We start from the raw sequence: 12151 nt of genomic DNA, 5'->3' as shown, positions 1-12151 counted from the left end.
CTGGTCGAGATGAAGAACGTGTCGATCTCGTTCGGCGGCATCCACGCCGTCGACAACGCCTCGATCGATCTCTACCCCGGCGAAGTGGTGGCGCTTCTCGGCCATAACGGTGCCGGCAAATCGACGCTGATCAAGATCCTCTCGGGCGCCTACAAGCGCGATGCCGGCGAGATCCTGATCAATGGCCAGCCGGCCGAGATCTCCAATCCGCGCGACGCCAAGAAATACGGTATCGAAACGATCTACCAGACGCTGGCCGTCGCCGATAATGTGGACGCGGCGGCCAACCTCTATCTCGGGCGCGAACTGCGCACCCCGTGGGGCACGCTGGACGACGTGGCGATGGAGGCCAAGGCCCGCGAAGTGATGGGGCGGCTCAATCCCAACTTCCGCCGTTTCAAGGAGCCGGTGAAGGCGCTCTCAGGCGGGCAGCGGCAGTCCGTGGCGATCGCCCGTGCGATCCTGTTCGACGCCCGCATCCTCATCATGGACGAGCCGACGGCCGCACTCGGGCCGCAGGAAACGGCGCAGGTCGGCGATCTCATCCGGCAGCTGAAGCGCGAAGGCATTGGCATCTTCCTGATCAGCCACGATATTCACGACGTCTTCGATCTTGCCGATCGGGTCTCCGTCATGAAGAACGGCCAGGTCGTCGGGCATGCCCGCACCGAGGACGTCACCAAGGACGAAGTGCTCGGCATGATCATCCTCGGCAAGGTGCCGCCGAAGGCAATTCCGGGTCCCGGCGCCATGCAGACGGCCTGACAGCCATCCTCACGCGTCATCGAGCCGGGCATTCCAGCAATGCCCGGCTTTGTTTTGGGAACCTTCACCGCGAGCATGGCTTTGCTTGCCATGGCCATATCCTTCGGCCATAGCCTTCGACAGGAAGGCACTCTGAGGCCCGCATTTCGGGTCGCCGCAGGGGACTTCGACGTCAGCATTTCCAGCCGAAGCGGAATCGCTTCGGCGTCGGACAATGCGACAAAACAAGAAACAGACGACTTCCGGAAAGCGCACGTTTTCCGGAAGTCGTCGAGGGAGATCATCATGAAAAACCATTCCTTCGGCAGACTGCCGTTCACCGTGTCCAATGTCGGCTTCGGCGCCTGGCAGATCGGCGGATCCTGGGGCGACGTCAGCGAGGCCGATGGCCGCGCGGCGCTCAACGCCGCGCTGGATGCCGGCATCACCTTCATCGACACCGCCGACGTCTACGGCGACGGCCGCTCGGAAAAGATCATTGCCGATGTGCTGAAGACGCGCGGGGACACGCGGCCGATGGTGGCCACAAAAGCCGGCCGCCGGCTGAACCCGCATGTCACGGAGGGCTACACCAAAGCAAACCTCGAAGGCTTCATCGACCGCAGCCTTGCCAATCTCGGCGTCGATAGTCTTGACCTCGTGCAGCTGCATTGCCCGCCGACCGAGGTCCTCTATCGTCCCGAAGTGTTCGAAGGCCTGGACGCGCTTCAAGCGGCTGGCAAGATCGGCGGCTATGGCGTGTCGGTCGAGAAGGTCGAGGAAGCGCTGAAGGCGATCGAATATCCCGGCGTCGTCAGCATCCAGATCATCTACAACCTTTTCCGCCAGCGCCCGGACCACCTGTTCTTCCAGGAAGCCCGCCGCAGGAACATCGCCGTCATCGCCCGCGTGCCGCTCGCCAGCGGCCTCCTGTCCGGCAAGATCACGGCGGACACGACCTTCGCCTCGGACGACCACCGCAATTTCAACCGCAACGGCGATGCGTTCGACGTCGGCGAGACCTTCGCAGGCGTGCCGTTCGAGGTCGGCCTGCAGGCGGTCGAGGAGGTGCGCAAGCTGGTACCTCAAGGTGCGACCATGGCGGCTTTTGCCCTCCGCTGGATCCTGATGAGCGACGCCGTCACCGTCGTCATCCCCGGCGCCCGCAATGCGGAACAGGCCCGCGCCAATGCCGCCGCTGCCGATCTCGCGCCTATTTCGAACGACGTGATGGCCGCCGCGCGCGAGATCTACAGGAGCCTGATCGCCCCGCACGTCCACCAGAAATGGTAGGCTGAAACGCTAGAGAATTTCTGCTCTTCTTCGAATCGCAAAAACTCTCTATCTCTTTGTTTTCACACAAATCCGGACGCAAAACCGCTTCGCACTTTTGCTGGATTTGCTCTAGCCCTAAAACGACGAAAGCCCATGCCGCAGGTTAGCGGCATGGGCTTTTTCATGTCGTCAGACGAGGCCTTTACGCGGGATAGCGCGAAGCGTACCAGGCCTTGAACAGCTTGTACTGATTCTCGATGTGGCGGCGCTGCGAGGCGCTGAGGGCATCGCCCTCGTTGAAGTGCAGTTCGTATTCCGCGTCGCCGTTCAGCACCATCAGATACTTGTAGTGCAGGACGAGGTCCGGGCCTTCGTCATAGGTGGAAAGCACCCACAGCGCTTCTTCCAGCTCCTTCGCATCGCGGCGCGCTTCGGCGTCGCCGGCAGCTGCCTTTTCGCACAGAGCGACGAGGTGCAGCACTTCCTTCGGAAGCGCATTGCCGATGCCGGTGATGGCGCCGCCGGCGCCGCAATTGACGAAGCCGTGATAGACGCCCGTGTCGACGCCGACCATGAGGATGAGATCGTCATCGCCGGTGGTGATGTTCTCGGCCGCATAGGTCATGTCGGCCTTGCCGCCGAATTCCTTGAAGCCGACGAGGTTCGCAAAGCTGGCGCGCAGCGCGAAGAAGAGATCGGCGCGCGTGGCAAAGCCATAATAGGGGCTGTTGTAGATGACGGCGGGCAGGCCGTCGGCCGCCTTTAGGACAGCCGAGAAGTGATCCTTCTGGGCAGCCAGCGACGAGCCGCGCGACAGAAGCCGCGGGATGACCATCAGGCCCTTCGCACCCACCTTCGCGGCGTGTGCCGCATGACCGGCAGCAGAGGCCGTGCTGACGGCACCCGTGCCGACGATGACGGGAACGCCGGCCTCCACCAGACGACGCACACCTTCCTGCCGCTGCTCGTCCGTCAGGAGCGGCCAGTCGCCCATCGATCCGCAATAGACGACGGCCGACATGCCGAGATCGATCAGTTCGCGACCCTTGCGCACCAGCGCATCGAAGTCCGGCGTGCGATCGGGCAGGCACGGCGTCATCAAAGCGGGAATGCAGCCGGCAAAAACGGAATCGGTCATCTCATCTCTCCAAAAGAAGCGCGAACCGAACGATGTTCCCCATCGCTCGCCCGCTGTTGAGAAGGCTTTAGCAAATCGCGCAATCTCTGTCGACAAAATAAATACAGGAGATTTAGACGGGTGGAGATGCATCGCGAAGACGGTGGAGGCGTCGATGGTCCGCAAGCTGCGCTATCGGCGCTTCGGTCTTCGAAGTGCTGCAACACGCGTCGAAAAATGACGGCCCAACGACAAAACGATGCGCGTGGGAGAGGCAAACAAGAAACGACGAAAACCGCGCCAGAAGCGCGGTCAAACATCATAGCAATGTGCATGAAGAAATTTGGTGGGTGATGTAGGGTTCGAACCTACGACCCGCTGATTAAGAGTCAGCTGCTCTACCAACTGAGCTAATCACCCATCCCACACTGCGTATCCGCGGTGCGACACTGCATCGCTGCGGTGTGACCGGGCGTATAAAGACCTTCGCCCGGCTTGTCCAGTTGCAGCAGGCATCTTTTTGCGATGTCCTACGGGAAATCTTGAAAGCCGATCAGGCCGCCATGAGACCATAGCGCTTGAGGATGACGGCGATCTTTTCGTCCTGCTCGCGGTCGGGCAGCAAGGCCGGCTGGCGGCTGGCGCCGACCGAGGGGTCGGTGAGGTAGAGCGCGCGCTTGACCAGCGCCGGCGGGAAGCCGAGCGCGTAGAGATCGGTGCGGAAAGCTGTGTAGATCGCCTGCTGACGTTCCGCTTCGGCGATATCACCGCTGTTGAAAGCGTTGAGGATGCCGGAGAGCACGTCTGGCATGGCATTGCCGAGGCCGGAGATGCAGCCTGCGGCGCCGTTCTGCAGCGACCAGAGCACGAGATGGTCCGGGCCGGAATAGACCTCGAAGCCATCGACGCTCTTACCCACCGCGAGATAGGCCTCCAGCGTCTCCTTGGCGCCGCCGGAATCCTTGATGCCGGCGATGTTGCCATGCACGGAAAGTGCCCGCGCCGTTTCCGGCTCGATGTGGTTCTGCGTGCGGGCGGGAATGTCGTAGAGATAGACCGGCGTCTGCACAGCGTCCGCGACCGTCGAGAAATGCCGGATCAGGCCGTCCTGCGTGCAGGCGATGAAGAAGGGCGTGATGACCGCTATGCCGGTGACGCCGATGCGGTCGAATTCCCGGGCAAGCTTCAGCGTCTCGAAGGTCGCCGGCATGCCCGCATTGACGATGACATCGACCTTGCCGCCGACCTCGTCCACGACCTCTTCCGTCAGCTGCACCTTCTCGTCATAGGTCAGGGCAGAGAAGTCGCCATTCGTGCCGGCACACATGATGTTGTTGCCGGCCGCCACCTGCCGGCGCACCTGCGCGCGGGTGGCGGCGTAGTTGATCGTTTCATCGTCGTTGAAGCAGGTGACGAGCGCGACGAAAGCTTTCTTGGACATGACGTTCTCCTGAATTCTTGATGTGTGCAGCCGCAGGTCTCAGGCCCGCTGGAGGCGCGCCGCGCGATGGGCGGCCTGGACGTCCGGATCGGGATTGAGACCGGCCGCGAGCAGCGCCTGTGTATAGGCCTCGCGCGGGGTCTCGAAGACCTCGCGAACGGTGCCCAGCTCCACCACCTTGCCGTTCTGCATCACCATCACATGGTCGGCGAAGTCGCGCACCACGGGCAGGTCATGCGCGATGAAGATGAAGGCGATGCCCATGGTCTTGCGAAGATTGTCGAGCAGCGCGATCACCTGCGCCTGCACCGAGACGTCGAGCGCGGAGACCGCCTCGTCGCAGATGATCAGCTTCGGCTCCAGCGCCAAGGCGCGCGCAATCGCGATGCGCTGCCGCTGCCCGCCGGAAAACTGGTGCGGATAACGCCCCATATGCTCCGGCCCAAGTCCGACCTGCACGAGCAGCTCCGCCACGCGGGCGCGCCATTTGGCCTTGGGCAGGATATCCGGATGGATGACCCAGGCCTCCGACACCAGCTGGTAGACGGTCATACGCGGGTTCAGCGATTGTGTCGGGTCCTGAAAGACCATCTGCAGGTCGCGCCGCAACTTGTAGAGTTCGGCAGCACCCATCTGGAAAAGGTCCCTGCCCTTCCACAGCGCACTGCCGCTGGTCGGCTCATCAAGGCGCAGGAGAATGCGCGCGAGCGTCGACTTGCCCGATCCGCTTTCGCCCACCACCGCCAGCGTCTCACCGGGCATGAGGTCGAACGAGACACCTTTCAGCGCGTCGAAGGCGCCATAGGTCTTGCGGGCATCGCGCACCTGCAGCACGGGCTCGACCCGGGGAAGCGGCGCATGCATCTCGCCCTTGCCGGGGGCGGCAGCAATGAGCTTGCGGGTATAGGGATGCTGTGGATTGCGATAGACGTCGCGCACCGTACCGCTTTCGACCAGCTGGCCCTTCTCCATCACGACGACGCGGTCGGCGACTTCGGCAACGACGCCGAGATCGTGGGTGATGATGAGGATCGCCATGCCGGTTTCCTGCTGCAGCTCTTCGAGCAGCGCCAGAACCTCCGCCTGGACGGTCACGTCGAGCGCGGTCGTCGGCTCGTCGGCGATCAGCAGGTCCGGCCGCAGCGCGAGCGCCATGGCGATCATGACACGCTGGCGCTGGCCGCCGGAAAACTCGTGCGGATACTTGTCGAGCGAGCGCTCCGGATCGGGAATGCCGACGCGGCCCATCAGCCGGAGGGCTTCGGCCTGTGCCTTGGCACCATTCGTCCCATGTGCCGTCAGCGCCTCGCGGATCTGCCAACCCACGGTGTAGACCGGATTGAGGTGGCTCAGCGGATCCTGGAAGATCATGGCGATGCGCCGGCCATTGACCTCGCGCCGCGCCTGCGCCGGCATGGTCAGGAGATCGACGCCGTCGAGCAGGATCTGCCCGCCGCTGATCCGCCCCGGCGGCATGTCGATGAGGTTCATGATGGCCGAGGACGAGACGGATTTGCCCGAGCCGCTCTCGCCGAGAATGGCCAGTGTTTCCCCACGGTCGAGATAGTACGAGATGTCGCGAACCGCCTTCACCACGCCGACGGCGGTGTGGAATTCCACGGAGAGGTTGCGGACCTCAAGGAGATGGTCAGCCATTTTTGCGACCCTTCATTTCAAGACGCCAGCGCTGCACGGGATCGAGCGCGATCCGCATCCAGTTGGACAGGAGGTTCAGCGACATGGTCGTGAGGATGATGGCGAGACCCGGCCAGAACGACAGCCACCAGGCGTTCTGAAGATACTGGCGACCCTGCGCGATCATCAGGCCCCAGGTGATTTCCGGCGGCTGAATGCCGATGCCGAGGAAGGACAGCGCGCTTTCGGCGAGCATCACATAGGCGAAATCGAGCGTCGCAAGCGTCGTCAACGTCGGCAGCACCACGGGCAGGATGTGGCGGAAAAGGATGCGCTTGCTGGAAGCACCCATGACCCTTGCTGCCTGAACGAACATGCGCTCGCGGATTTCCAAGACCTCCGCCCGCGTGGTGCGCAGGTAGACCGGGATGCGGGTGATGGCGAGAACCAGCATCAGGTTGAGGATCGAGGCGCCGAGAACGTAGAGCACGATGACCGCGATCAGCAGCGACGGGAACGACATGATCACGTCGGCAAGCCGCATGATGATCTGGTTGACGCGCGGCGAGGAGAAGCCGGCGATCAGGCCAAGCAGCGTGCCGGTGATGGAGGAAATGGCAACAGCACCCGCCGCGACCATCAGCGTGTTCTGCGTCGCGACCACGATGCGGGCGAGCAGCGGCCGGCCGAGCGCGTCGGCACCCATCCACCAGACCCAGCCACGTTCCCAGTCGAACGGCGCGGCATTGCGGCCGCGCAGGTTCTGCTTGGTCGCGAGATCGCCCAGCCAGTGCGGGCCGATGATCGCGAGGAGCAGGATGATCAAAAGGAAGATGGCGGCACAGAGCGCGAACTTGTCGGCCCACAGCATGCGGCCCATGCGCACGAGAAAGGATGGCTCTTCGGAGAGCGGCGCGTCGATCGTCTGGAGTGTCATGGTTTGCCCCTCAATGCCGGATGCGCGGATCGAGCAGCGCATAGGCCATGTCGATCAGCAGGTTCATGAGGAAGATGGCCAGCGCCGTAACGAGGATCGCCGCCAGCACGACGTTGAAGTCCCGCTGAAGGATGCTGTCGATCATCAGCTTGCCGACGCCGGGAAAACCGAAGATCGTCTCGACGATCACGGCACCGTTAAGCAGGCTTGCCGCCTGATCGCCGATGACGGTGATGATCGGCAGCATGGCGTTGCGCAACGCGTGGATGAAGATGATCGGCCCGGACTTCACGCCCTTCGCCCGCGCCGTCTTGACGTAGGCGGAAGACAGCGCACCGATCATCGAGCCGCGCACGATCTGGACGATGATGCCGAAGGGACGCACGAAAAGCACGCAGATCGGCAGGATCCAGTGCCATATCGAGCCCGTGCCCGACGTCGGCAACCAGGCGAGATTGACCGAAAAGACGACGATGGCGACGATGGCAAGCCAGAAATCCGGCACGGAGGCGCCGATGAGCGAGACGATCGAGGAGAAGCGGTCGAAGAAGCCACCCGCGCGAAAAGCGGCGAGCGAACCGACGAGGATGGCCGCACCCGTGACAAGCGACATGGTGATGGCGGCCAGCCAGAGCGTCCAGACGAAAGCTTCGAGAACCACGTCGAGCGCCGGGCGCGCCTTGCGCAGCGATTCGCCGAAATCGCCGGTGACGACATCGCCGACGTAATTCGCGAACTGCACCATCAGCGGATCGTTGAGGCCATGCAGTTCGCGGAACTGCTGCTTCAGTTCGGCAGAGGCTTCGACGGGGAGAAACAGCGCTGCGGGATCGCCCGTCAGCCGCGAAAGAAAAAACACCAGCACGATCAATCCGACAAGGGAGATCAGGCTGGCGATGGCGCGTTTTCGAATGAAGCTTAACATGGCATCCTCGCCAGAAATTCCTGCGGCATGGGCGGCGGGATCATCCCGCCGCCGCCGTAACCTGGCGACGGGCGCCGGAGCGCCCGCCATCCTGCATTACTTGATCTTGATCTCGGACAGCTGAAGCGTCGAGTTCGTAGCGATCGTCGGTGTGAACGCCAGACGCTCCGAAACCCGGGCGAAGCCGACCATGTGGAAGAGCAGGACGTCGGCCACCACATCATCGTGGACATAGGCGATGACTTCGGACCAGAGCTTGGCGCGCTCGTCACCCACGGCAGCCGAGGCCCGCTTGATCAGGTCGTCCACCTTCGGATCGGAGAAGCCGGACTGCGTGCCTTCGGTCGCGTACTTGAAGAACATCGAGAACGACGGATCGCCCTTCGAGTTGTCATGCATCGCCGCGACGATCTGCGGTCCGCGACCTTCCTTGAAGGGCTTGGAATAGTAGCCCTCGTGCTCGGCCACTTCGACGAACTTCAGGTCGATCTTGAAGCCGACATCCTGAAGCTGTCCCTGGATGGCTTCCATGATTTCCGTGACGTTCGGGAAGTTTGCGGAACGGGCGATGACCTCGATGGAGGTATCCACCGGCACGCCATCGGCCTTGGCTTCCGCGAGCAGCTTCTTGGCACCTTCAGGATCGAACGGGAATTGCTTCACATCCGGGTTCCAGCCGAGCGTCGTCGGCGGCACGATGGCCGTGGCGAGAACCGCGCTTTCCGGAACCAGCGTGCCGAGGAACGCCTGACGGTCGATCGCGAGGTTCAGCGCACGCCGGACGCGAACGTCGGAGAGCGGCGCGATATTGTGGTCGATACGCAGATAGACGGTCTCACTGTCGAGATAGGACAGATCGGTCGCGGCATTCGTCGCTTCCAGCTGCGAGATCGACGGCGCGAGATCCGCTTCGCCGGCCTGCACCATCGCGGCGCGAACCGAAGGGTCGGCACGGAACAGGTAGGTCGCTTCCGTCACGTCGGGCTTGGCGCCCCAGTAGTCGTCACGGGCGGTGAGCACGATCTGCTGGCCCGGCGTCCAGTTGGTCAGCTTGTAAGGGCCGGTGCCGACGGGCTCGCGGATGAACTCGAGCGGTGTCTCCTCGGGAACGATGGTGACGAGCGACATCAAGAGCGGCAGGATCGGCTGGACGGGGTCGGCACTGAAATCGACCGTGTGATCGTCGACGATCTTCGCCTCGATCTTCATTCCGCCGAAGTAACGGCGGGATTCGCAGGCGTTCTTGTCGCTGAAGATGCGGTCGAAGCTGTGCTTCACGTCCTTGGCATCGAACGTCGTGCCGTCAGAGAATTTCACGCCCTGGCGCAGATGGAAGCGCCAAGAACCGTCGGCGTTCTGCTCCCATTTCTCGGCCAGCCGCGGCGTCACGCCCTGCTGTCCGCGCACGTCGAGTTCCGTTAGCGTCTCGCTGACATTCTGCATGATCACGCGCCCGATGTTCGAGCGGGTCGCCATGCAGGGCTCCAGCAGGTCGGCCTCTTCGGCCAGCACGACCTTGATCGGGCCGGACGCGGCAAATGCCGGCGTCAAGGCGGTGCACAACATCAGCGCGCCGAGAATCAGTGTTTTCTTCACGATAGTCTCCTCCCTCTTCCATCCGTTGAACGCGATCGGGCTCTCTCAAGGCATCGATGTCGCGCTGCCGCTCGAAACGTCCGGTCGGCAATGATCCGTTGTCCCGAGCTTCCTCTCGCCAAGGCTGACCATACCATCGGACCTCACCACAACTTTGTCAAATTAATTTCTCATGTCATTTCTCACAAAAAATTTTTCTTCAAAAATACATTTAAATTCATATAGATAATATTTTAGAAAGGATCGATATTTCAACGGAATGACATTGGAAAACTTGACAACTATACAAATTCCATGACTTCTGACCAGCATGGAGGACAAGATGAATCCCGAAGAAATCGCCCGCGGCATGAGCGGAGCCCTTGTACCCGTGACGTCCGGACGGGACGAAGCGCTGCTTCCCTCGCCGATGATTCAGAACCACGCCGCCTTTCTGCATCGACTGGAGGATGGCGCGCTCGTCTGCGCCTGGTTCGGCGGTACGCTGGAAGGCAAGTCGGACATTTCGATCTTCGCCTGCGTACTTCCCAAAGGCGCCTCGACCTGGGGGCCGCCGCAGCAACTGAGCAACGATCCGGCCCATTCCGAACAGAACCCCATGTTCTTTGCCGCACCGGACGGGAAGCTCTGGCTGTTCCACACCTCGCAGCCTTCCGGAAACCAGGACGAATGCCGCATCCGCATGGTCGAGGTGTTTCGCGATGCCGACGATCCGCTCGTGCTCACCGCGCCGGGCGGGCGCTATCTCGATCTGCCGCGCGGCTGCTTCGTGCGCGCCGGTATCGTCGTCCGGGCGGACGGCGCCTGGCTGCTGCCGATCTTCCGCTGCATCCAGCGGCCGAACCAGAAATGGAACGGCAGCCACGACACCGCGGCTGTCGCGATCTCGGAGGACGGCGGCGAAACGTGGCGGCTGCAGGATATCGATGCCTCCATCGGCTGCGTCCATCTCGGCCCGGTCAGCCTCGGAGAAGACCGATACGCCGCCTTCTTCCGCCGCCGGCAGGCCGATGTCATCTATCGTACCGAAACCACGGATGGCGGGCGAACATGGTCGGCGCCGGCCCCCACCGACGTGCCGAACAACAACTCTTCCATCGCCGCCACTCGCCTGCGGGATGGCCGGCTCGCCATCATCTGCAACCCGGTCAATGCCAGCCAGTCTGGGGAACGCCGCGCCTCGCTCTATGACGAACTCGGCGAGGCGGACGACCGGCCGGATGCGGACCCCACGGGCGGCTGCGTGCCGGTCTGGGGTGTGCCCCGCGCCCCGGTCGCGCTCTGCCTCTCGACAGACGACGGCCTGACCTTTCCGGAAAGGCTGGTCGTTGAGACGGGACCCGGAACCTGCCTGTCGAACGATTCCATCGACGGCCGCAACAAGGAGATGTCCTATCCCTGGCTGCTCGAAGAGCCGGACGGGACGCTGCATCTCGCCTACACCTATCATCGTCGCGCGATCAAACATGTCCGCCTGGCTCCCGGCTGGGACAGTGCGGCTGGACGGAGACTTTCATGAGCAAAATCATCGGCATCACCATGGGCGACCCCTGCGGCGTCGGCCCGGAGATTTCCGTGCGTGCCCTCCTCGACATGTCGGGGGAAGACCGGGACCGCACCCGCATCTACGGCAACCTGCCGACGCTCGAAGCCGCGCGCGATGCGCTGGGCCTCGACATCGACCTGACCCCCTACGTCGTCGACCTGCCGATCGAAGGTGCACCGCTCGCCTGGGGGCAGTTGAGCCCGGTCGCCGGCGACGCCGCCTTCCGCTTCATCGAGAAGGCCGTGCGCGATGCGGAGGCCAAGACCATCGGCTGCATCGTCACCGCACCGATCAACAAGGAAGCACTGAACCTTGCCGGCCATCACTATGACGGCCACACCGGCATGCTGCGCAGCCTCACCGGCTCCAAGGCCGCCTACATGCTGCTGGCCTCCGAAAAGCTGAAGGTCATCCACGTCTCCACGCATGTGTCCCTCAAGGAAGCCATCCAGCGGGCAACGACCGAGCGCGTGCTCGCCACCATCCGCGCCGGCGACGCCCATCTGAAGCGCATCGGCTATGCTGCACCGCGCATCGCCATTGCCGGCATCAATCCGCATTGCGGCGAGAACGGTCTCTTCGGCACCGAGGACGACGACCAGATCGCTCCCGCCGTCGCGGCGGCGCGCGCCGAAGGCATCGATGCACACGGTCCCATCTCGGCGGATACGGTCTTCCACCGCGCCTATACCGGCGCGTTCGACCTCATCGTCGCGCAGTACCACGATCAGGGGCACATCCCGATCAAGCTCGTCGCCTTCGACACGGCCGTCAACGTGTCCGTCGATCTCCCCATCGACCGCACCTCGGTCGATCACGGCACGGCCTTCGATATCGCCGGCAAGGGCATCGCCAACCATGGCAACATGCTGGAAGCGATCGCCTATGCGCGCAAGCTCGTCGCCGGCCGCGCCGCGCACGCAGAGCAGGGATAA

10 protein-coding genes and 1 tRNA gene are annotated in these 12151 nt (G+C 63.0%); 4 read left to right on the top strand and 7 right to left on the bottom strand.

Annotation, left to right across the window (positions count from 1 at the left end):
• Positions 1–9: 9 nt before the first annotated feature.
• Both C8J33_RS02675 and C8J33_RS02670 read left to right on the top strand, forming a co-directional pair.
• Positions 10–765, top strand: coding sequence for an ATP-binding cassette domain-containing protein (locus C8J33_RS02675; RefSeq protein ID WP_132664425.1), 756 nt, complete (start codon positions 10–12; stop codon positions 763–765).
• Positions 766–1050: 285 nt separating this feature from the next.
• Positions 1051–2037 carry an aldo/keto reductase gene (locus C8J33_RS02670; protein ID WP_132663052.1) on the top strand — a complete coding sequence of 329 codons (987 nt, stop codon included), beginning with the start codon at positions 1051–1053 and terminating at the stop codon, positions 2035–2037.
• A 184-nt stretch (positions 2038–2221) separates the two neighbouring features.
• On the opposite strand, the gene C8J33_RS02665 is transcribed toward C8J33_RS02670, so the two are convergent.
• The 7 genes from C8J33_RS02665 to C8J33_RS02635 all read right to left on the bottom strand — a co-directional run bounded on the left by C8J33_RS02665 (position 2222) and on the right by C8J33_RS02635 (position 9670).
• Positions 2222–3157 (bottom strand): dihydrodipicolinate synthase family protein, encoded by a 936-nt coding sequence (locus C8J33_RS02665; protein ID WP_132663050.1) that lies wholly within the window; start codon positions 3155–3157, stop codon positions 2222–2224.
• Between the two features lie 323 nt (positions 3158–3480).
• Positions 3481–3556, bottom strand: a tRNA-Lys gene (locus C8J33_RS02660).
• A gap of 133 nt (positions 3557–3689) precedes the next feature.
• Entirely contained in the window at positions 3690–4577 is an 888-nt protein-coding gene (locus C8J33_RS02655) for a dihydrodipicolinate synthase family protein (protein ID WP_132663048.1), read from the bottom strand.
• A 39-nt stretch (positions 4578–4616) separates the two neighbouring features.
• Complete coding sequence (locus tag C8J33_RS02650; protein ID WP_132663047.1) at positions 4617–6233, bottom strand: ABC transporter ATP-binding protein; 1617 nt, start codon at positions 6231–6233, stop codon at positions 4617–4619.
• A complete protein-coding gene (locus tag C8J33_RS02645) occupies positions 6226–7149 on the bottom strand; it encodes an ABC transporter permease (protein WP_092936285.1) in 924 nt (307 codons plus the stop codon). The genes C8J33_RS02650 and C8J33_RS02645 overlap by 8 nt, the downstream gene beginning before the upstream one ends.
• A 10-nt stretch (positions 7150–7159) precedes the next feature.
• The gene (locus C8J33_RS02640) at positions 7160–8074 is read right to left on the bottom strand and encodes an ABC transporter permease (RefSeq protein ID WP_110799141.1); all 915 of its coding nucleotides are present in this window, start codon (positions 8072–8074) and stop codon (positions 7160–7162) included.
• 96 nt (positions 8075–8170) lie between these two features.
• On the bottom strand, positions 8171–9670 hold the full coding sequence (locus C8J33_RS02635) for an ABC transporter substrate-binding protein (protein WP_110799142.1): 1500 nt from the start codon (positions 9668–9670) through the stop codon (positions 8171–8173).
• Positions 9671–9992: 322 nt separating this feature from the next.
• Here C8J33_RS02635 and C8J33_RS02630 point away from each other — a divergent pair, with 322 nt between their 5' ends.
• Both C8J33_RS02630 and pdxA read left to right on the top strand, forming a co-directional pair.
• Positions 9993–11189, top strand: coding sequence for a sialidase family protein (locus tag C8J33_RS02630; protein ID WP_132663046.1), 1197 nt, complete (start codon positions 9993–9995; stop codon positions 11187–11189).
• Entirely contained in the window at positions 11186–12151 is a 966-nt protein-coding gene (gene pdxA / locus C8J33_RS02625; protein WP_132663044.1) for a 4-hydroxythreonine-4-phosphate dehydrogenase PdxA, read from the top strand. Before C8J33_RS02630 ends, pdxA begins: the two co-directional genes overlap by 4 nt.

Origin of the sequence: Rhizobium sp. PP-CC-3G-465, from assembly GCF_004343445.1 — a bacterium.
Classification (GTDB): Bacteria; Pseudomonadota; Alphaproteobacteria; order Rhizobiales; family Rhizobiaceae; genus Ferranicluibacter; species Ferranicluibacter rubi.
The sequence above is the reverse complement of the archived record's forward strand: the minus strand, read 5'-3'. Positions and strand labels throughout refer to the sequence as shown.

Excerpts from the sequence above, each read along its gene's own strand:
- C8J33_RS02675 (WP_132664425.1), top strand. The coding sequence starts at position 10 with ATGAAGAACGTGTCGATCTCGTTCGGCGGCATCCACGCCGTCGACAAC.
- C8J33_RS02670 (WP_132663052.1), top strand. The coding sequence starts at position 1,051 with ATGAAAAACCATTCCTTCGGCAGACTGCCGTTCACCGTGTCCAATGTC.
- C8J33_RS02665 (WP_132663050.1), bottom strand. The coding sequence starts at position 3,157 with ATGACCGATTCCGTTTTTGCCGGCTGCATTCCCGCTTTGATGACGCCG.
- C8J33_RS02655 (WP_132663048.1), bottom strand. The coding sequence starts at position 4,577 with ATGTCCAAGAAAGCTTTCGTCGCGCTCGTCACCTGCTTCAACGACGAT.
- C8J33_RS02650 (WP_132663047.1), bottom strand. The coding sequence starts at position 6,233 with ATGGCTGACCATCTCCTTGAGGTCCGCAACCTCTCCGTGGAATTCCAC.
- C8J33_RS02645 (WP_092936285.1), bottom strand. The coding sequence starts at position 7,149 with ATGACACTCCAGACGATCGACGCGCCGCTCTCCGAAGAGCCATCCTTT.
- C8J33_RS02640 (WP_110799141.1), bottom strand. The coding sequence starts at position 8,074 with ATGTTAAGCTTCATTCGAAAACGCGCCATCGCCAGCCTGATCTCCCTT.
- C8J33_RS02630 (WP_132663046.1), top strand. The coding sequence starts at position 9,993 with ATGAATCCCGAAGAAATCGCCCGCGGCATGAGCGGAGCCCTTGTACCC.
- pdxA (WP_132663044.1), top strand. The coding sequence starts at position 11,186 with ATGAGCAAAATCATCGGCATCACCATGGGCGACCCCTGCGGCGTCGGC.